Raw genomic sequence first — 21,773 nt, 5'->3', positions numbered from 1 at the left:
ATGATAAACACATGAAATTAAGAAAGACATTTTGGTTAGAATATGGGATCATTTTGATCATCACCGCGATTAGCTCTCTGGTTCGGTATTCGCTTTGGGATAAATTGGAATTAAAAGGGGATTTCCCCTTGGAAGTCATCCCCATTTCTTTCCTTTTCATGGTTGTTACTTGGGAGTTTTTTAAAGGAATGAATGCATTGTTGAATCGAAAACTTCCTTTTTCGAAAGGAGTGATCCTTCGTATCGCTATTCAGCTGATTCTCGGAGCTATTTTCATGTTGATTGTCAATAGGATCCTTTTCCTTTTTGCCGGCAACTACTTGGAAGGCTCTCTTAGCACTCTATTCAGCATGACAACCTACGCCACGTTCACAATTATGTCCTTTTTAATCAATAGCGTGTTTTTTGGAAAATACTTTTTTGATGAGTGGAAAAAAAGCCTCTTGAAAGCCAATCGGCTGGAAAAAGAAAAAACCCAGGTTCAGTTTGATAACCTGAAAAATCAACTAAACCCTCATTTTTTATTTAATTCACTCAGCTCACTCCACAGCCTAATTTATGACGACCCCAGACTTGCCTCAGAGTTTGTGACCAACCTTTCCAAAGTTTATCGTTATGTTCTTCAGCATGAAGAAAAAAACCTGGTCAGTTTACGGGAGGAATTGGATTTTATCGGTCATTTTATTTTCCTTTTGGAAACCAGATTCAAAGCAGGTATTGAAATCACCATGGAAATTCAACAAGATCAGTTGTCCAAGTGCATTGCACCAGTCAGCCTTCAGGTTCTACTGGAGAATTGCATCAAGCACAATGTCATCGACTCGGATCAAACCTTAAAAATCCAACTTCAAACGCAAGGTCAATACCTTTGCGTTCGAAACAATAAAAATCCAAAAGTTCAAGTGGGTGATTCCAATCAAATGGGTTTGAGGCAAGTGAAGAAACTGTATAGTTTTTTGACCGACTTACCCATTAAAATCGAAGAAAATCAAACCTATTTTTCTGTATTTATCCCCCTTATTTCAGCTAAAACACAAGAATTATGAGTACTTATTTTTATACCCATCGACCGAAAATTCTGATTTTAGAGGACGAGCCTTTAGTGGCAGATGGATTAAAAAAACATGTTTTGGACCTCATTCCCAGTGCTGAGATGCTTCCTGTCCTTTCCAGTGTAAAAAAGGCCATTCATTGGTTTGAGCAATCCCAAATTCCCGATTTGATTTTTGCAGATATTCAACTGTCCGACGGAATCAGTTTTGATATTTTTCGTCGATTTGAACCTCCCTGTCCGGTGATTTTCACCACGGCATTTGATCACTATGCCATTCGTGCTTTTGAAGTAAATAGTGTGGATTTTTTACTCAAGCCTATCGAAAAATCAGAATTAAAATCCGCATTGGAAAAGCTCGGAAAACGTAGGGCATCTTATACCCTTCCAGATATGACAGAAAGTATCAGGCAAAGCAAAACCGGTAGCCTCTACTTGAAACGGATTTTGGCAACCTTCCAACAGAGCCTGATCCCAGTAAGCGATGAAGAAATCGCAGCCTTTATCAAAGAAGAACTGATTTATGTGATCACTACAGAGGGCAAACGGCTGTTGACAGATTTTCAGAGTTTGGATGAATTGGACAAGACTTTGGACCCTAGCTATTTTTTTCGTGCAAACCGCCAATCTATTATCAGAATCGATTCGGTAAAACAACTTAAATCCAACTTCAAAGGCCTGGAAGTGGAGCTGAAAATTTCCTCACTTCCCACCATTCCGATCAGCAAAGAACGGAGTGCTGTATTTAAGAAGTGGCTACTCGGTAAACATGGCTAGTTTGATTCTTTCAGTGAGGATTTCTACTAGACTTTACGGGTAAAACCTCAAATAAGCCAAGCAAGAGGCAATCATCGGTTCCGATTATCCGGAAAGTACGCCCTAATTTAACCCTAGGGAAAGGTAAAAGGGAGCTGATGGTAAGTTTTTGAAAAATCTTCCGTTTGGGAATTTCTAGTTGATTTAAAAATGGGTTTTGCTGCTTTAATACTTATCGCTTTAGGATACTTCTCACTTGAAAGCTAGCTATCATGGCCAGACAACGGCTTATTATTGAACCTCCCAATTTAGCGGTATTCAGGATTGGGATGATCGTGGTCACTTTCATCCCATTCTTTTCGATTGTTTCCATGGCGGGGAAAGCCATTTTTTAGCAGGTAAGCTAAATGCATCAAATTCCAAGTCATAAAAGTGGTATTGCGCGTAGTAAAATCATTTTCAATCCCTCCACTTCCTTCATCTAAATAACTCGGTCCAGGTCCTGCCTCCCCTATCCAGCCAGCATCAGCCTGCGGTGGAACGCTATACCCCAAATGCTGCAAGCTGTAAAGCAAATTCATCGCACAGTGCTTGATTCCATCTTCATTGCCGGTAATCAAACACCCTCCGACCTTTCCATAATAGGCGTATTGACCATACTGGTTTAGTTGACCCGAATACCCATAGAGGCGCTCAATAACTTTGGTGGCAATGGATGATTTTTCACCGAGCCAAATGGGAGTTCCGATAACCAGGATATTTGCAGCCATTACTTTTTCTTGAATTTCAGGCCACTCATCGTATTCCCAGCCATGTTCTTTCATATTCGGGTAAACGCCGTAGGCTATTTCATGGTCGACCGCTCGAATCAATTCGGTGTTCACCCCATTAGCCTGCATGATCGTTTTAGCCATGGTCAATAAGCCCTCCGTATGAGATTGTTCTGGGGACTTCTTGAGCGTACAATTAATCAACACTGCTTTTAGATCAGAAAAATCATACGGATTGGATTTATTCCATTGGTCTTGGAGTTGGTTGAGTTTGAATTTCATGGGAAGTGATTGGGTTAAAAAAGAAAATCAGATACACTAAACTACTCGATTGTATTTCATCCGGTTGAAGAGAACTCCTCTTTACCGGCTCAAGCTTAAGTTACTAAAAAAAGCATCCTAAACCGAGACACTTTCCAGCCCTGCTGTAAAACCCGTGACTTAGTTGGCCCAATTCATTGTACAATTTAGGGCTTTGGTAAAGATGATTCCTTCTCATTTCCCATTCTTCCTGCATGCACTGTCTCCATGACTAGGAAGACATCTTACTCACTACTACCGATTGTCCTGAGGTATTTGCCTAAAAACTTGCCATTTTACTTGTATAGCACATCGAAATGAGGAAACCGGGTCTCTCCATAGGCTTGGATGACTTGCTGACTTTTGTCTTAACAGAAAGGAACGTAAAAGTTATGTCAGCTGAACTCCTTTTAACAACTAATCATTTCTTGGATAAAAGGGATACACGAAGTGGCTTAAAAATTAAATACCCGGAGTTTTGAGGATTGCTGATGGTTCAACTGCTCAAACGAAACAATCTTAAAATTACCGACTCAGGGTTTTGCTTTTTTCGACATGGGAAACAAAAAGTAGCGTAAAGGCTAAGATAATTGAAAGCATGCCAGTGACAATTAGTAAAGATTACCAAAATTCGAAACGCAGCTATTTTTTATTTTTACCCACTTAACAAAAGTTCAAGGCATTCATCTGAATAATTCGGCAGTATAGTCCAACAACTTTTGATCTCCACTTTCACCATGCCCGGGTACTACGATTTCAATTTTAGGATAGGCGTTGATCAGACGCTGAATGGTGGTTGTCCAAGAAAGCGTATCAGCATCGGCCAGATTTCCTTTTCCTGCACCCAACTCTTTAACCAAACAACCTCCAAAAAGGACCTGATCTTCTTCCACAAAGCACACGATATTATCTTGAGTATGGCCTTTCCCGAAAAACTGAGTGCTCACCTCTAAGCTTCCCAATTTCAAACTCAACAAGCGATCAAAACCCAACTTTGGGGAAGAAAAACCGCTCTCTTTTGCAAGAGAAATGGTCAATTTAGATCCATAGGATGGAATTTGTTGGCGATGAAAAGCTTCCAAGCCTCCCAAGCAATCCTCATGAAAATGGGTGGCGATTACCCCAGATACTTCAAGTCCCATTTCTGTTGTAAGCCATTTAAGCAAACTATCCGCATCCTCTTCCTCTGCCGGAGAATCCACCACCAATGCTTTTCCCTCATTTACCACGATCATTCCATTACAGGGAACTTTGCCAAAGGAATCTGTTTGTAAATAGGTAATGTGCTGAAAAGTATGCTCACTAAGCCGAAGAATTTTTAAGCGCTCATCTTCAACCATTACTTCTTGGGCCAATGAAGCAGTACAGGACAGATAAAGAAAGAAAAATGCGAGGTAACTGAATTTCATGTGTCTATCATTGATTTTCAAAGGTCACATAGAATACCTGGCATAATCATCCCCCTGTATGAGAATTATTCTTCTAGGCATTTCATGACTTCAGCAATATGGAAAAAAATTAAAACCAAAAAACAAGCCAATCGGTGGGATTGTGTGAGACTGAAGAAAAATAAATTTTTAAAATCTCAATTCAATAATAAATCAATTTATTCCATACATTTGCATTCCGATTTAGCATACCGAATGTTAAATCGTGATCTGAAGCAAGATCAAAAAAACTAAGTTCGGGGTGTAGCGTAGCCCGGTATCGCGCCTCGTTTGGGACGAGGAGGTCGTAGGTTCGAATCCTGCCACCCCGACGAAACCTGTTTCAAGGGAAATCAAAAGCCTGTAAATCTATTGATTTATAGGCTTTTTTATTTTTTTAGACTTTAGCTTAAAAAAAATATTAAAAAAATGTGCCTCATTCGGTGAAAGCTAATTTTGGTATTCGAAGTTAAATAAGGAATATTGATGTAAATGAGGCTATGCCTCTTAGGATTGAAAGAGATTTTGAATGAAATAATCTTTTAAAAGAGCACCGTGTTGTTTTATTGATTAAAGCAAGCCCAAAAACAATCTATAAAATTAGTCCGTTAAGGAGCACTTATTGAAAAATTGGAAGCAAATACCGGTTTCTTTCCCAAAATAGCAGCCTTGAAGCTTAATTTGGGGTTCACTAGTCATTAAAAGCTCTTCCAACTTAGTCAAACACCCTTGTCCCCAATTTTCAACAAAACGAAAATCAATTCACTTTTTACAAAAATACAATTAGACAATACGGATATGAACTAGCTATTTTACCTAGCTAAAAAATTACCAAGATTGGTCTTGCGAAATTCAGTTTTCAAGAAAATTAATATTCTTGAGACCTTTTTTAAAATTTAGAAGATCAATCCAAATGGAAGGTATTCAGTCAAAATTTGGGAAAGGAGGACTTTTTCTTACAGCAATGTGCAACAAATCAATGCTACTTTTCCTCTTCAACCCTAACATCAAACTATTGGCTTGGCTAAACATCTGGGGAAGAGAAATCTCATTCAGCTCCAAATTTTAACCACAAAAACTCTAAATTCTTAAATGGATAGACTATGATTTTTTTGCTTCAAATAGTGATAACTTCTGCTATACTCGCCGCACTGGCCATCTTAGTCTTGGCTTTTTCTAATCGAAAGCCCCTGGTGAGGTCTTTTCAATTCCTTTCGCTGTTATTTTTAGCAGGATCTGTTTTTTTGCTTTTTAAAGAGTTTGTTGCTTTTCAAAAAAGGGAAGTTAACTATGGGACCATTGAAATCATTGATTGCCAGGATTTGCCGGAGCATGAAATCATCAAAAACGAGCTCACTGCTTTTAGGCATTTTCAAGATTATAGAAATGCACCATTTGGTTACGAGATTTTTCTACTGGATGCCACTCGGCAGAGAAATGATCCTAAATCCTTTCAAATCACTTTACGAGATGAAATCATTAATCAATTACAAAAACAGGAATATGAGTCTCCTTATTGGAAAAAGATCTTTGAAATAGCATTTGATTTTGAACCGAAGTTGGCAGATTTTGAAAGAACGAATTTTTCTGCGGTCTTTTCAATTCCTTTTGGTTTTCAATACCAAGGTGTAGAGGAAGGCTTCGGGGACTTAGCGATTCCTGAAAACTACTCGAATTTCGAGCGAGAATCTCAACTGATTTATATTGCTCTTAAGGCCCAATCCGTTGACCGCAACCCTGAAAGGAATTCCTATTTCTGGGACCAAAACAAAGTCTATTTCTACACTTTTTTCTCCAATACCAGTTAGGAAAAATTATGCAAAAAACTTATAGATGACTTAATCTTAGCTTATAAGGAGATTGTCAATACTCCCCTTCATCAGGAATTCTACTCCAAATATGATGTAAGCGATGAGGAATTTCTGGACTTTCCCTCTAAAAAATTTACCAGAACATTTGAGTATTCATGGCCTTTTAGTTTTTGGGACAGGCGATTTACTGAACAAAATGAGCAGGAGATAATCCGAATCCTAAACGATATCCAAAACCATTACCAGAATTAGTATGAAAAAGACGGCCATTATCTCGGTAGTAATAGGACTTTCTTTCCTTGGTTTTGCCTATTACTATTCTCTCAAATCCTTACAGTTCATCGAACAGAATCAGGGGTATGATCCTATCAAAGAAATCCTCAATAAATATCAGAAGACTGCCATTGAAGATGAAATTTATGAAATCCAAAACAATGATTTTATTGGCTATCAATTCACGGAACTAAGCGAGTCAGATTATAGGGATGTAACCGGGATGATCGTGCAGTTCAACAGCCATGAGGATCTGGATCCACTCTATTCAAATAGGGTAATTGATTTAATTGAAAAGGACTTTGGGGAATTGGGCTTAATCAAGGCGTTCATAGGTTTTTCAATCGATTATGACAATTTTTCTTGGAATTATTCATTCCTGAATCGACTGTTTAACAAAGATGCCTCCCTCTCCGAAAAGCTCATACGAGTATCCTTAAATAAATACCGGAACCCAGTTCTCCTTCGCCAAACTTTTGAAAAATTCAAATGGGAGATTTTTCAAAGAATTCCCAAGAGTCTTTATGATAAAGTCTTTAAGGAAGTAATATCGGATATCCTTCAAGCTCATCAGGTAATCGAGTCACAACCTAACAGGGAAGCTTATTTTGAAGCCATATTTAAGAAAGCCAAAAGCCAACTCTGAAAATCTACATAGAAAATATTGGACCTATACATTTTGGAAACGGAGGGAAATGGAAAAAAACGATAAAGCAGTCTATGCCATCTTAAATGAAATCAAAGCCTATTATGAAGCATTATAAAAATCAGTCAGGGCATAAAAAACTAAAGGCCATAATTACTTTGTTGGCTTTTACCTTTACTTCCCTCCTTTCTTTTTCTCAAACAGATTTTCTAAAGGAATCTTGGCATAAACAATCTGAACCTTTGGAAACCAAGATTTTGAACTTCGAATTTCAGGAAAGTTCCAACCAACTACTCCACAGCTTTGCCCCGTGGCAACAAACCCATTTCTCCTCCTCGGGAGAAATTTGGAGCAATGCAACTAACTTTAGTAAAATAGATACTATAAGATCAAATCAGGATCGCTACCTGTCAAAAACAGTCCTGAGTGAACAGGATTTCCTTCAACAAAACTATGGAAAGGAGCAGCTGGAACTGCTCACCAAACTCCACTTCCAAGAACAGATTTATCTCACCGCGAGATACATACCTCATAGACTTTTGAGCTACCTAAAAGAACACCATACCCCTATTGAACGCCTTGAAGAAAAATGCGCTATTTATAGCGTTCAAATCAACCATACTACCGTTAAGCTCTATATAGACAAAGGAACATTTCTGATTTCCAAAATCCAGACCTTGAGTCATGACGAACTGTTTGGAGATGTGGAAACCGAATACACCTATTCAGATTATTTTCAAATTGGAGAATTCTATATCGCCAAACATATAGCGATCAAAAAAATCAATGGAAAGCTCCTGGACCATGTGGATATCATTCATGCAAAATTTACGGACTCAAGCCCGAAATTATTGGAAAGGCCCTCTGGCTACAAATTAGCCGATGAGGATCCAAAAGTCCCTTCTGTTTCTACTTCTTCCTATAACGAGCATATTCATCTGGTGGAGTTGGGCCATACCGATGATCGTGCTATGATTGTGGAGTTCTCTGATTTTCTATTGGTTGCAGAATCCCCTTTGACTAGTGAAAACGGGGAATTAATCATTGCAGAAGCAAAAAAATTAGCACCTGATAAACCGATCAAATACTTTGTTTTTGGTCACTACCACCCTCACTATTTGGGCGGAGTTAGGCCCTTTGTCCAGGAAGGCGCTCAGATCATAGTCTCTAAGCATAATCAGGAATACCTCTCTTATATCGTCAATGCCAAAAGAACTGTCAAACCTGACAGGCTATCGCTACATTCTAGATCTCTTCAAATGGAATTAATACAGAACAGCTTGAGAATTTCAGATGGTGATTACTCCATGGACATCTACCTGATCGGTGAAAAATCGAAACACACAATCGACTACCTGATTTACTATTTACCAAAGGAAAAACTTCTGTTTGAAGATGATTTGGTTTGGATACCCATGGAGGGAGATCCTAAAAATGTAAGCCCGCGACAAATCGGACTCTATAATGCTATTCAGGATTTGGGATTAGAGGTTCAAACGATCATCCAATCCTGGCCAGTTTCGGACTATGGGGTGAAAACGATAATTCCATTTGAAGAACTAGAAAACAGCATAAAAAATCTCAAGGAATGAACCAGTCAAATAACAATTACGAATTTTCATTCAAGTCTTTGAGATTTCTTTTTAAAGATGAATCCTATCCAGAAATCTGATCCAATTCTATCGAAAAGAGAATAAATCAATTATTTTGGCCGAGATTAGAAGCTCACTAAAATCAAAAACGAGTTTAATGAGCATAGGAACAAGGCTTATTACCATCCTCCAATTTTGGATTGCCTCTAATCATTTATAATAATACCATGTGCTATACTTTTAGGATTATTCTTGGTTTTTTGCTCACCAACCTAGTTTGGACAAGTGCATTTGGGCAAAACCCAGTCCTTGATAGCTTACAATCAGAGTTAGACCTACACACAGATCAAGACACCATTCGGGTCAACCTTCTCAATGACCTTGCATTCTCCTTTTTCAGCAGAGACATTCCAAAATCACTGGAATATTTGAGTGAATCCGAGGAGTTGGCCGATGCAATCGGATTTAAAAAAGGAAAGGCAAGAAGCATATACATCAAAGGAATAACAGAAGCTATTCAATCCAATTATGATCAAGCTTTGCGTTATTACCTTCAAGCACAAAAACTGTATAAAAGCATCAATTTCAAAAAGGGAATAGCAAACAGTTACAATGCCATGGGTATCACTTTTAGAAATAAAGGCAAGCTCAGGGATGCCATTGAAAATTTTAAAAAAGCAATTGAAATTGAAGAAGAAATCGAAAGCGATAATCTTTCAGCAAGCCTCTTAAATTTAGGAACTGCTTATGAGGTACTAGGTGAATTTGATGAAGCCATTTCTAATTTGAATAAAGCGCTTTCCATAGCTGAAGCAAATCAAAATGAACAACGGATTTCCTATAGTCTGAACAATTTGGGCAACGTCTATAGGAAGCTAGGTAATTATCCCCTCGCCCAAGAGCATTTCAAAAAATCTTTATATAAAAATGAGTTACTGGGGGACAGTATCAGTATGGCTCATAACCTTGGGAATATAGCAGCGATCTATAAGATTCAGAAAAACTTTGATAGAGCTATAGAAAACTTTGAAAGCTCATTGGGAATCTATGCACGGATCAACAGTAAACAAGGAGTAGCCAATACCCTGAACGGATTAGGAACCATCTACGAGGAAAAGAAGGCGTTTGATAAAGCTCTTCAAACCTATTTTGAGGCTTTAGAAATAAGTAAACAAATAGATGCAAGCGGTGAAATCCCTTTTATTCTAAATAATATCGGAGGGACTTATCTGAAACTTAATGACCTTGAAAATGCAATTTCCTACTTCTCCGAATCAGAAAAAATCAGTTGGGACATTGAAAGCGTAGAGACATTATCCGGAGCTTATATCGGACAGTCGAGAATTTTTACAAAACAAAAAAAGTATGAGCCGGCGCTGTCCAAGGCGCTGAAAGCCTATGAAATCTCCACAACATCCGGGTTCTTAAACCATCAAAAAGAAGCCTCAGAAATGCTTTCCTTAATTTATGAAGCAACGGGAAATTATAAAGAAGCGCTCAAAAACCATAAGCAATATAAACTACTGGACGACAGCCTTTTTAATAAGGAAAACATAGAAAAAATAGCCCAACTGGAATACGAGTATAAATACAAGTTGGAACTCGATTCTGCCAATATCAGAGAACTGAAGCTGACAAAAACCGTTTTGGACACCTCGCAGGATCTGGCAAAAACAAGGCAAAATTACCTCTGGGCCATCATTGGTATTCTATTGATTTCCATCGCATTAGGAACATTGATTTTTATAGAAAAACTGAAAAACGAAAAATCCAAAACCAAAAATGTCATCGTGGAGCAAAAACTGCTTCGCTCCCAGATGACCCCTCATTTTATTTTCAATTCTCTCTCCGTACTCCAAGGGATGATCCTTAATAAAGAGGAAGGAAAATCAGTGAACTACCTGTCTAAATTTTCTAAACTCCTGCGAATTATATTGGAAAACTCCAGAGATAAACTGGTTTTGCTCTCCAAGGAAATCACTGCAATGGAGAATTATCTTTCTCTCCATAATCTGGAAGACAATCAATTCTGCTTTTCAATTCATGTAGCTAATCAAATTGATCCAATAGCAATAAAAATCCCTCCTATGCTAATTCAGCCATTTGTGGAAAATGCGATTGAACATGCATTCAACGGGCAACCCGGGGAAAACAAGATTGATATATCTCTTAGAATGAAACAGGGACAACTTATCTGTACCATCTCTGACAACGGAATAGGAATAGATTCTCACACAGAAAATCGATCAAAAACAAAAAAATCTCTGGCCACCACAATCACTTCAGAGCGGCTAAAAATACTATCCAAGGATCTTAAAATGAAAGGGGAAATAAGCATAGTCGATAGATCTAAATTCAATGAAAAAGGAACCCTAGTGACTTTGACTATCCCTTTTAAACAAAGCCAAGAATCATGAATGCACTGGTTATTGAAGACAAGGCCTACATCAGAAAAGGCCTGATCAATTTGCTCCACTCCGTAAGCGCTGAGATCCATGTCATCGGTGAATGTGAATCTGTCAAAGAGGCAGTGATCGTCGCCAATGCCTGCAAGCCTGGGCTGGTATTTTTGGACATCAATTTATCCGATGGTACAGGCTTTGATTTTTTGGATCAAACCGAACATCTGGATTTCAAGGTCATCTTTATAACAGCTTATGAAGAATTCGCACTCAAAGCCTTGAAAATCGGAGCTGTAGATTATCTGATGAAGCCAGTGGATCCGGAGGAGCTTCAGATCGCATTGAAAAAAGTGCAGAGCAAAAGTTCGGTTCAACAAAAAGAGCAGATCAACCAAACAAAAAAAGTGTGGTATCAAGATGATTCCACGCTTGTACTTTCTTTAAGTGACAGTTTTCAGGTAATTGACCTATCCGAATTATTGTATTGCGAGTCCGATAAAGGATATACCACTTTTCATTTATCAAACGGAAAAAAACACATAGCTTCCAAACCCATCAAAAGTTATGAGGAACAACTTGTAAAAGCCCATTTCACAAGACCGCATCAGTCCTTTATGGTAAACCTGAAGTTCATTGACAAATACGACAAATCAGGGACCATTTATTTAAAAAACGGGAAGCAAATCCCCGTTTCCTTCCGAAAAAAAGATGCTTTTTTGACTACTTTTTTAGAATTCAACAGGCACTAAAATCTCTTCTTACTTACCAAAACACCTTTTTACCCAATTTTCAATAAAACGAAATGCAGTCAACTTTTTACTAATATACAGTTAGGCATTACGGATATAGACTGGCTATTTCACCAGCACTAAAAAATTCCAAAATTGATCTTAAGATTTCAGGAGTTCAAGGAACAACAAACCTTGAGCACGTTTTTTAAAAAATTTAATAGATCAAACAAATGGAAGACATCAAATCAAAACTTGGCCAAGGCGGACTATTGTTAGCTGCTATGGGAATCATTTCAATGCTTCTCTCAATTTTCAATTACAATATTAGGCTATTGGCCTGGATTGATATCTGGGGAAGTGGAATGGGCTGGATCATTCGGATTCTACTGATTGTCATTGGTGGGGCACTGTTCTACATCTACGGCAGGGATACTGAAGAAATTGAAAACTAATCTTTAACCACAAAAAAATGAAAAGCCTTCATACCCCTTGTCTATTCCTTTTGCTGACATTTCTGATTTCTTGCGGTAGTGGCGCGAGCAATCAAGAAGCAAATGAAGATGGCTTCCTGGCCATAGAAGAAGCTCTGAAAGACCAATTTGGAGCCGATGCATACTTTACCGATTTAACAATCACACATAATAAATCAGTTGGAAACATCATCTCAGTGACGGTCACAGATGATCCATTTTCTCTAAAAATGGGACAATGGACACAATCCAATGACAGTTGGACACAAACCTCCGACATCACTTTGGAAGTACCAGAAAACATGAATGCTTCCGACTTCATGTTCCAATTGGGTGATCCGATCGACCTGGGCAAACTGGGTGGTCTGGTAGAAAAATCCAAAGAGAAATTAGAGGAAGAAAAGGAGATCCCTAGCCCTTCTTTTCATATGGCACTAGTGAAAATCCCCAAAGATGGAGTGCGGTCAAAGATTGAATACCTAGTCCTACTTCAGCCGGAAAACGGAGGAACCACCTTCACCTCTAGGTATGATCTAAACGGGAATTTCATTTCTATGGATTATTAACCTAAAATGATTATCTACAATAATGTCTGTAGCCTTAAATTCTTTGCTTATCTGGACGGAAGACCGAAGACTAGCAGCCTCATTTGTTAAGTTTAATATATCCGACATTGCTTTTACCTCTTTACTGGTAGAAAAGCGGATATACATAGCATTCTAAATCAGGAAACCTTTCCAATAATCATCGCTGAATTGGTGACCCTATTTTTCAAAAAGCCAGAGTTCACTGCAAACCCAACCAAAACGAATACCATGAATAATAACCTAAGCTACTTCCCTCCCATCAATCCCAAAAAGGCCTCAACAAAACAGGATGAGAAATGGGATGAATCAATAGCCTTATTTAACAATAGACAATATGAATTAGTCCTCCCAACACTTTTGGACTACATCGACAGTACTCTGAGAACGAAGAAAAAGGAAAACACCTATGAAATAGCGCATGGGTCTGTGGTGCTATTCATTTCCCAAACGGAGACAGAACTGATCATCAAATGCCCCTTTTTAACTATAGAAGATTCCAAGAAAGTGCCCTTGATGAGACGTCTGGCGGAATTGCGGATGTACCCCCTCTATTTGGCCAACTTGACTTTGGAGGGAGATCGGGTCTTTTTCACTTTTTCTTGTCCTATCCAGCTATGTGAACCTTATAAAATTTATGGAGTTTTACGTGAAATCTGTTTGTACGCCGACAGCTATGACGATGAATTAATTGAAAAATTCGGTGCAGCCCACCTTCAGGAACCAACCGTCTCTCCTTTCCCGGATAATTTAAAAGAGCAGGCTTATGACAATTGTCAGGCAATTCTTTCAGAAGGCCTAGAGCGGTTTAACTATTACATGGAAAAGCGACAGGCAAACAATGCTTGGTACACGCTTAGCATCACTTTTAAAAAGCTGGAGTTTTACTCCGAACCTCAGGGCTATTTCAGAACTCTTATCGAAAAAGCGGTGGATAGAATCCAGGATCGAAGAATACAGTTTCAGACCAGGCTACAAAACGGGAAATCAAGTCTTGAAGTGTTAATAAACCATCCCAAGGAAAAGTTTCTTTCCGATCTGTATCAAGTAGAAACGTTCGTCCCTCACAAATACAGCAGCAAAATAGAGAATATCAGAGAAAATTGGGAGGACAGTTACCAGGATGCAGTGGATAAAATCTCCAACCGCCAGTTTGAGGACGCCTGCAACCTCATGCAGTCCTGCTTCTACAATCTATTCTATTACAATTTGGTAAATGAATCCATCAGTAAACCCATCACGGATGCTTTGGCACAAGCAAGCCAAATGGAATGGAACCAGGCGGCTCCAATCTTGATGAGCGGGATGGAATCCATCATGGAAGATTCACTTTTCGGCCAGGAATTCGGCATGGACTTATCAAAAATCATGGGGACCCAAATGCAAGAATCCATGGCAGCAATTCAACAGATGATGGCAAACTTTAAGACTTATTGAAAATGAACACCATTCAAAATTTAGAAAATTCAGTATATAAAATAAATACCGCCTTTGGCTCAGGAACAGGTTTTTACAGCGCTCAGGACAAGGTGATTATTACCAATTTCCATGTGGTTTCAGGAAGTTTATCAGTCAGTCTTGAAGATGGGTTAAAAAACAGGTATTTAGCAAAAGTCATCTACGCAAACCCTGGTAAAGACATCGCTTTTTTAAAAGCGGAAAGTCTTCCCATCCCTATACAAACAGTCACTACCCATCATGCCACTACAGTTTCTACAAGGGACAAACTATTGGTATTGGGATTCCCCTATGGCATGCCCTATACCGTGACTGAAGGAACGGTTTCCAATCCCAAACAAGCCATCGGCAGTAGTGATTACATTCAAACAGATGCAGCCATCAACCCCGGAAATAGCGGCGGGCCAGTGATCAATGAAAAGGGTGAATTGCTTGGAATCGTTACCGCTAAATTTTCTGATGCTGACAATATGGGCTTTGCGATTCCAATAGATACAATCCGAGAAGAGCTTGATATCATTGACCAACTTTTAGACGAGCTCACCGTCGGCTGTCCTTCCTGTAATTCCTTAATTCAGGAAAAAACATCCTATTGTCCCAACTGTGGGAATGATATTGAAGAGAGTCTTTTCCAAGAAAGCCTTTCCTCCGATTTCAGTGTGAAAGTTGAAAAAGCAATTCAAACTCTGGGGATTGATCCGGTTTTGGCCAGGACAGGCTGCGAATACTGGAAATTTCACTTAGGAAGTGCTGAAATAAGAATGTTTGTCTATGACAACAATTACCTATTTGCCACCTCTCCTCTGAATAAGCTCCCAAGGAAAAACCTAGCTGAAATTTACGAATACATCATTCGAACGGATACCGGAGAACACCGTTTGTCCATCTCCGAAAATCAGATTTTCCTTTCCTATAGGGTTCATATCAGCGATCTGTATTCCGACTACGAGGATCAGGTGATTAAAAATCTGGCCCAATTGGCTGAAAAAGCAGATGAACTGGACAATAGGTTCGTGGGTGATTTTGGAGCGAACATGTCAAAATTCAGCAAACAACATGAGACCTAAGACCCCTACTCTATTGCTTAGTTTTCTGGTTTTATCCAGCTCTTGTATTTCGGTTAAAGCAACTGGGGAAGAATCCCAAATATTCAACTACCTCAATCAGATCGAGTATCCTTTTACTGAATTCAAAAATAAAAATGGGAACACTTCTATTTCCGATTTTTTGAAAGAAGATGAAATCTTGATTCTCAAGAATTGGAAAAACTCCCTGGGAGCTCCTGAGCGCTTGCTTGAATCGGAATGCATCGGATGTACGGATCAATCCAGCGATCTTAGACCGATATATAGAGTTCATAAAGGAAAGTTCATCCACTTTGGTCTGGGGAGTAGTCAGGGCATTCAAAACCTGGTTTTTAGAAAAAACGGAGCATTTACCAATCAATTCTACCTCTATGAAGGGGCCTCCCAACAAGAACTGCAGCAAGAGTCGGAGAAAAAAAACAGCAATGAGTTTGAGGTAATTGCAGGTGTCTATCCTATTGAAATCGGCAGAAAGAAATTGTACCAGGAACTCTATGAGGACAATCCTTTGGGGGCAGGCGAAAATTGGTACCTCAGTCCCTACCCTACCCAAATCCTATTTGAAAGAAGTTTTCTGGAACAAAGAGTTGACTTAGCCTTCAGGTTTCAGGGAGGTCTGTATAGTATTCAGGACCAGTGTAACTCTGGTGAATTCAGGATTTACAATTTTGTAGAACCCATTTATTACGCCAATGCCCTGGATACTGATGCCATATCCTATTCTTCCATCACAGATGCTTTCTACGCTGATGCCTCATTTTTCCTGTTGGATTTGGAATCAGATATGAATGTTTTGATTCAAATCAAATCGAATACTCCGGGAAAAGATTATAAATTTTCAGTACTTAAAAACCAAGAATATCTTACTATCAACGAATACCTGAAAAATAACGCAGGTTTTTATGACCAATACCGGAATGAGCTAAAGGAAGGGGCTTATCTCATCAGGATCCTTCATGAAGATTCAGATTATGCTGAAAAACCACTGTACACAATTCATATAGATAAAACCTCTGTGGATCAATAGGAAACAGGGATCAATTAAAAAAATATAAAGACCAAACTTGTGTTCATACTGATTATAGTCATCCTGATTATTCTATTAATTCTTCTGCTTTTACTGGGCATTAGGTTATTCAGATGGACCTTAAAAAGTCAAAGGAGAATTCAGGGATTGCTGATCATTTTGGTAGCCAGTGGAATAGGAATGGGTATCCATCACTTCTTTTTTAAAAACATGCGGTTTATCCAGTCAGAGGTTTACCCCAATCTGTATCTGGTTAAATATCCTGACAAGGATTACTCGGTAGTGGAAGATGCCATCAAAGAAAAAATAAAGGAACATCTGAGCTCGGAATATAAAACGGGTAAACCACTTTCTTATACCGGAGAAAAAGCCATCTACTTTTATGAGTTGGGGGGAATGACCTTTGGCTTTTTAGGTGAGGCCGGAACCGGTTATTTTATAGATCATGAAGAGGATTTAGGCGGTTTTGTCAGTGAAGAACTGGGCATGTACCAAGACTATCGCCTGGCCGAATTTTACTATGAACCCTGTCCCCGGGACAACTCCTTAGTCTGTGGTGAAATCAACTTTTTCAAAGAGGGAGAACATGTCAAGGTGGATAAGCTGGAAGATCTTAATTCCGTTCACATAGCGACCCAGAACCTTTTGGATTTAACCCAAAAAACGAATTACGCCATCAAATTCCCTTTTCATGGTGTACTGGATACTGAAGCTGTAGCTAAGTATTATCCTGAAATTTTAAACGAATTTGATTCCATAGGAAATTTCTTTGCGCAAAGGATTCCACTTTCCCATGACAGAGCCGGCATCCTGAGTCTGTTGCAACGTACAGATTACCATACCGATTATTTTCTTTACACCCATGACCAGGATTTCAAGGCCATTGACTTCTTTTATGTGGGGAAAGCCATGGATTTTGACCAGGGAAAAAGTGTAACTATTGCGTACGAGCTCAACACAGATTCCTCTATTTCATTTCACAAAGTACTATGGGGACCAGTCCTTCAAAACAGGGAGGAAACCATTGATACCCTGAGCCATGAAACAATCCTACTCAGGGTAAATCAAAGCGGAAAGCTAGAATATACCATTTCAAATCAGACTTTGGCTATTGAAAAGCTAATAGAAGCCTATAAAACCAAAAACGAAACTCAGTTTCTAAAACAATTTCCGGCAGACTTTCAGCAATTCATGGCGTATTTCGGAGGGAATACTAAAAGTAACCAAGCCAACCCACTATACGAAGAAAGCTATGAATACATCGTGTACTTCTTTGATTTACTGCCGCAGGACAAATACCGGAAATTTGAATCAAAATTAATAGGCATAGCAGCGAATGGGGTTTGGCAAGAAGATGGGGTGAATTACTTTCAGAATTCTGCAATGGAATACATCAAGCGCAATAATAGCTATCCTCTCATTGATGAATTACCATCCAAGAAGGCCAAATCAGTTCTTTTTTTCCTCTTCGATGGACCTCATCCCCAGTTTGACGCTGATTTTTCCTCCCATCTCAGTTCTGCAAAAAAAGAAATACTGGAAGAGCTATTCGAATCGGGATGGTATGATGACAAGGAAAATCCGGCCCCTATAGACTACGAAAAACCCATAAGCTATGAGTTAGCTGATTTTGAGAATAGGGAACATTACTTCATCAGGGACATCGACTTAAATCAAGATCACATTTTGGATAAATTAGTGAGTGCGGCTTCTTACCAAGGAGATGAACTTTATCTCTTTTTAAAAAATGGTGATGCGTATGAGTTTGTCCTTAAAACCATCAATTTTTCAGAGGATGGAGGCAATCAAATTGTTGATGTCCAACCCGGGCAAGGCGGTTTTGTAATTAAAACAGCATTTCCTGATAGAGGAGTTTTGGAAGCCTATCATCCCATAAGCTTTGAAGACAATAGTTGGATTTTGACCCATACAGTTTACAGAACCCAAAGTAGTAATCAAAAAGATGCTTTTCTCAATATATGTGATGTAAAACAAGGATTAAACCTCAAGGACAGCCATTTTATTAAATAGCTTAAAGAGATGCCAGAGAAAGCTGAAAGAGAAACCCTTTGTACCAAATAAAAAATAAATTAAGGCAATAACGATGCGCTTCTTGAAACTCATATTGACCTACTTCATTTGGATGTTCCTTTCCCTGCTTTTGGGTATTGGATATATGAGGCTCGTTTTAGGACCCAATGATATCTCCAAAGAAGGCATGTGGTATCTATTGCATTTATTTTATGATGTAGGGCTGTTCCACGTTGGGGTTTGGATCGGCGTGGCTATCGCCTCCTGTTTTATCCTTTTGGATGTCTTTTATCTCCGGAAAAATTTAAAAAACAATCCCAAAAAAACAACCATACAGCTGCTCACCTTATTGACGATTACTGTAGTAGTAGCTAGTGTTCATTATATCCTCGAAAAAGTAATCGATGTCATTTAACAGAAGAATAATGAAATACCAGCTGATCCTATTTTTACTTACTCTTTCTGCCTGTCCCCACAGAGGCGATTTGAAAACCGCAGATGAACCTGAAATCCTTGAAAGGAAAACGGAAGAAGAAAAACGCGATACTTTAGAAACCCAACAAGGCCAAAATCATCTTGACAGCAAAATCCTTCTGTACGATTCCAGACCTTTTGCCAAAATCCAGACCGACACCATTGAATTTATAGACTACAACGATGACTTTGATTATCGGAATCTAATTGGGCAAAAAAACGGGAAAAAACTATCATTCGTTTACCATTGGGACTGGATAGAAAATCAGGAATACAATTTCATGCCGGGAGACCTGATCCTTATTGAATGGAAAATGGACAGCATCCGCATGGCCGGGGACGAAGAGGTTGTGAATGTGGTGCAACGGGTGCTGGATGCAAAAAAGATACGTTCCGGAAACCTACTTATTCAATTTTTAACCCGAGAGGATCGCTATGATGAATCGGTCAAGGCCATTGTCAGTAAAATGGTCATCAACCAATCCTACCTTCAAAACATCAGCCCACCAGAAAGAGTAGCTTTGGGCTACATCGCATTTGATATCGGAAACGAATGTGAATGGGGTTATGATTCAGCAGGAAACCGAGCGCTTTTCTGCCAAATTGTAACTGCCCTGAATTTGGATTATCAATGTTCGGACACCCAACTGGCCTTTTTAAGAAAGTGGTTTTCCAAAGACACTATGGCGTTAGATAAACTAAAAAGCTGTCCCATTATTCCCAATTCGGCAACCATTCAAAGCACTTTTGATGAAATTCTTATTCAAAAGGATGAATCCAATAATACAATAACTGTCCAATCTATAATTACCGAAATCAATTTCCGAGAATCAAAATCCAGGTCCTGGTCACAGACCGACCTGTTTGAATATGGTCAAGATCATATCATGCTAGCCGATTCCAAAAAATCAGATTTAGTTGAAAGTGAAATTGATTTGAATCCTGATCATGAGCCCAATAATGACCTTAGATAAAGCGGCACACTCCCTATGAAAACATTCTACTTTACCTTGTCTTTACTCATCTTTTCCTGCGATTCCGGCACCCAAAAAGACAAAAGCACTACGGGAGCTATTGAATTAATTGACCGAGCCAAGGAGACTATTCCCACAGGTGTAGCAACCGATTTTCTTAAAACGATTAATTCCTGCAAAACCAAAAAGCTACCTCAATTAGAGCGAACCAACTTTGACAGTTTCACCGATGAAAGCGAGTATGCCCAAATCGATACAAGGGCTTTGAACTTAAATCAGGTGTATCCTGAGAGAAATTTTGAAGATCAAAAAGTCAGGGCTATCGACATGTACACCCTTCCGATTCGGGATGGCTTTCATTCTGTTGTTGTCACGCTATTAAAAAATGAGCATGAAATGGAAAGCATTCTTATCAACTACACTGCTGAGGGGGATATCATTGACCATGAACTGGTTTCCTATGATGAAATCGCCGAAGGTATGTCACAGGTTGTTTCGCGAATCAGTGAAAACTTACTTACGGTCAACAGAATATTATGGGGCAATACCAAAGAAGTCGAGCAAATCGAATATGAAATCCGATGGAATGGCACCATAGAAAAAGTAAATACTCTAAACTTGAACGAATTCTTTACAGATTTTAATCTGATTGATGAGGTTTTAACCGGCCTTGAGTTGGATTGGGTACAGACAAAAACTGCTATGCTTAAGACAAGGGTTTTCCCTGATAATCCAAATGAAGCGTTCCTAGTCATCCCCGAAGTGATCGATGAAGGAGAACAGTTTTTCGAGCTCAACAGCCATATTTTAATTGCCGATATACGCACAGGAAAAATAACCCATAATTTTTTTGAAAGTCATCAATCCAATCAATGGGTCTCTGATGCCATTGAAATGCAGGACATTATCATCGACACGGCGCTGTATCCCCTTTCGGAGGAAACAAAAGCTTATGGAATACAGGTCGAGTATTTAGGGATGTCTAGAGTAAACCCCTATTCCAACCAAACCTGGTCCCTATTCATAAAATCAGGTGATACCCTTGAAAAATTTCTTTCCAATTACTCCATTAAAGATTTTGGAGGAGAATGGGACGGTGATTGTGAGGGGGAATTTGTAAGCGAAGAAAAAATAGTATTTCTAGGCACCCATAAAACCGAGGGCTACTTTGATCTTTTGGTCTATAATAGAATCACAGAATCAAAGGATTACAAAGATGAGGATGAGGAGTGCCAAACGGAAAATTCCTTTCACATTAAAAACTCAATTCTAAAGTTTGATGGCACAACCTACAGCCAGGTAGAGGAAAGCCTTAATACCAAATCTTATTCACAAATCCACCCCAGGAAGCTGACAAACTTCCAAATTGACCAATTCGAGGTAGATCAAGCCTATGAATTAAATGGGCAAAAAATCATAACAGGCAATTATACCTCCGAAAAGGACTCCCTCTATACCTCAACCAATGAAAACCAATTTGATCGGGGCGATAGGTTACTTATGCTGGATTCGGAAAATGACATCGTTTTTCAATCACTTGGTTTTGGAGATCTATATCTCTTTGAACCTCATTTTTATCGAGCCAAAACCTCTGATAAAACTATTATTATATGCCAAAAAGCTTTTGAATATCCTTCTGGTGGGGAAGTTTTTATCCTTGAAAAAAGCACCATAAAACACATAGGAACCCTAGCTATAGAAGGGAATGAGGAAGGAAAATTTCTGACTGATTTGGTAGATATCCAGGAGACAGGAAACAGCCTTGTTTTCTCCATAAAATCTGACCAATTGACTTTGAATCCTGGGGAAGAATCCAGTATCCAAGTCCCCAATGCCATTTTTGCTTACCAAGGCGGGCAATTGATTTTAAAGACAAATACCCCATGACTTATCCAAAGACTCACATAATAT

General features: G+C 38.9%; 18 protein-coding genes and 1 tRNA gene. 17 read left to right on the top strand and 2 right to left on the bottom strand.

What is annotated here, in order from left to right; translation table 11 throughout:
- Together Q0L00_RS01255 and Q0L00_RS01250 are read left to right on the top strand one after the other, a co-directional pair.
- On the top strand, positions 1–1,046 hold a 1,046-nt coding region (locus Q0L00_RS01255), incomplete at its 5' end, for a sensor histidine kinase (protein WP_297335042.1).
- On the top strand, positions 1,043–1,828 hold the full coding sequence (locus tag Q0L00_RS01250) for a LytTR family DNA-binding domain-containing protein (RefSeq protein ID WP_297335041.1): 786 nt from the start codon (positions 1,043–1,045) through the stop codon (positions 1,826–1,828). The genes Q0L00_RS01255 and Q0L00_RS01250, both read left to right, overlap by 4 nt.
- Before the next feature lie 287 nt (positions 1,829–2,115).
- On the opposite strand, the gene Q0L00_RS01245 is transcribed toward Q0L00_RS01250, so the two are convergent.
- Together Q0L00_RS01245 and bla are read right to left on the bottom strand one after the other, a co-directional pair.
- On the bottom strand, positions 2,116–2,859 hold the full coding sequence (locus tag Q0L00_RS01245; RefSeq protein WP_297335040.1) for a flavodoxin family protein: 744 nt from the start codon (positions 2,857–2,859) through the stop codon (positions 2,116–2,118).
- A 701-nt stretch (positions 2,860–3,560) separates the two neighbouring features.
- Positions 3,561–4,286 carry a subclass B1 metallo-beta-lactamase gene (gene bla / locus Q0L00_RS01240; RefSeq protein WP_297335039.1) on the bottom strand — a complete coding sequence of 242 codons (726 nt, stop codon included), beginning with the start codon at positions 4,284–4,286 and terminating at the stop codon, positions 3,561–3,563.
- A 276-nt stretch (positions 4,287–4,562) separates the two neighbouring features.
- On the opposite strand from bla, the gene Q0L00_RS01235 reads away from it, so the two are divergent.
- The 15 genes from Q0L00_RS01235 (at position 4,563) to Q0L00_RS01165 (ending at position 21,749) form a co-directional block, all read left to right on the top strand.
- A tRNA-Pro gene (locus Q0L00_RS01235) sits at positions 4,563–4,636 on the top strand.
- 771 nt (positions 4,637–5,407) lie between these two features.
- Positions 5,408–6,112 carry a hypothetical protein gene (locus Q0L00_RS01230; protein WP_297335038.1) on the top strand — a complete coding sequence of 235 codons (705 nt, stop codon included), beginning with the start codon at positions 5,408–5,410 and terminating at the stop codon, positions 6,110–6,112.
- Between the two features lie 256 nt (positions 6,113–6,368).
- Positions 6,369–7,034, top strand: coding sequence for a hypothetical protein (locus Q0L00_RS01225; RefSeq protein WP_297335037.1), 666 nt, complete (start codon positions 6,369–6,371; stop codon positions 7,032–7,034).
- A 104-nt stretch (positions 7,035–7,138) separates the two neighbouring features.
- On the top strand, positions 7,139–8,626 hold the full coding sequence (locus Q0L00_RS01220; protein ID WP_297335036.1) for a hypothetical protein: 1,488 nt from the start codon (positions 7,139–7,141) through the stop codon (positions 8,624–8,626).
- A 227-nt stretch (positions 8,627–8,853) separates the two neighbouring features.
- Positions 8,854–11,043, top strand: coding sequence for a tetratricopeptide repeat protein (locus Q0L00_RS01215; protein ID WP_297335035.1), 2,190 nt, complete (start codon positions 8,854–8,856; stop codon positions 11,041–11,043).
- Positions 11,040–11,777 carry a LytTR family DNA-binding domain-containing protein gene (locus Q0L00_RS01210; RefSeq protein ID WP_297335034.1) on the top strand — a complete coding sequence of 246 codons (738 nt, stop codon included), beginning with the start codon at positions 11,040–11,042 and terminating at the stop codon, positions 11,775–11,777. The genes Q0L00_RS01215 and Q0L00_RS01210 overlap by 4 nt, the downstream gene beginning before the upstream one ends.
- 212 nt (positions 11,778–11,989) lie before the next feature.
- Positions 11,990–12,211 (top strand): hypothetical protein, encoded by a 222-nt coding sequence (locus Q0L00_RS01205; protein WP_091698401.1) that lies wholly within the window; start codon positions 11,990–11,992, stop codon positions 12,209–12,211.
- Between the two features lie 17 nt (positions 12,212–12,228).
- A complete protein-coding gene (locus tag Q0L00_RS01200) occupies positions 12,229–12,795 on the top strand; it encodes a hypothetical protein (RefSeq protein WP_297335033.1) in 567 nt (188 codons plus the stop codon).
- A gap of 249 nt (positions 12,796–13,044) precedes the next feature.
- Complete coding sequence (locus Q0L00_RS01195; protein WP_297335032.1) at positions 13,045–14,250, top strand: hypothetical protein; 1,206 nt, start codon at positions 13,045–13,047, stop codon at positions 14,248–14,250.
- 2 nt (positions 14,251–14,252) lie between these two features.
- Complete coding sequence (locus Q0L00_RS01190) at positions 14,253–15,338, top strand: trypsin-like peptidase domain-containing protein (protein WP_297335031.1); 1,086 nt, start codon at positions 14,253–14,255, stop codon at positions 15,336–15,338.
- Entirely contained in the window at positions 15,328–16,383 is a 1,056-nt protein-coding gene (locus Q0L00_RS01185; protein ID WP_297335030.1) for a hypothetical protein, read from the top strand. The genes Q0L00_RS01190 and Q0L00_RS01185 overlap by 11 nt, the downstream gene beginning before the upstream one ends.
- Positions 16,384–16,422: 39 nt before the next feature.
- Positions 16,423–18,414 (top strand): hypothetical protein, encoded by a 1,992-nt coding sequence (locus tag Q0L00_RS01180; protein ID WP_297335029.1) that lies wholly within the window; start codon positions 16,423–16,425, stop codon positions 18,412–18,414.
- An 82-nt stretch (positions 18,415–18,496) separates the two neighbouring features.
- The gene (locus tag Q0L00_RS01175; protein WP_297335028.1) at positions 18,497–18,829 is read left to right on the top strand and encodes a hypothetical protein; all 333 of its coding nucleotides are present in this window, start codon (positions 18,497–18,499) and stop codon (positions 18,827–18,829) included.
- 10 nt (positions 18,830–18,839) lie between these two features.
- Positions 18,840–19,862: a hypothetical protein gene (locus Q0L00_RS01170; protein WP_297335027.1), complete on the top strand. Its 1,023-nt coding sequence runs from the start codon at positions 18,840–18,842 to the stop codon at positions 19,860–19,862.
- 15 nt (positions 19,863–19,877) lie between these two features.
- Positions 19,878–21,749: a hypothetical protein gene (locus Q0L00_RS01165; protein ID WP_297335026.1), complete on the top strand. Its 1,872-nt coding sequence runs from the start codon at positions 19,878–19,880 to the stop codon at positions 21,747–21,749.
- Positions 21,750–21,773: the final 24 nt, after the last annotated feature.

Origin of the sequence: Algoriphagus sp. (assembly GCF_024305035.1) — a bacterium.
GTDB lineage: Bacteria > Bacteroidota > Bacteroidia > Cytophagales > Cyclobacteriaceae > Algoriphagus.
Note: the sequence above shows the minus strand (reverse complement) of the source record. Positions and strands in the feature narration are given on the sequence as shown.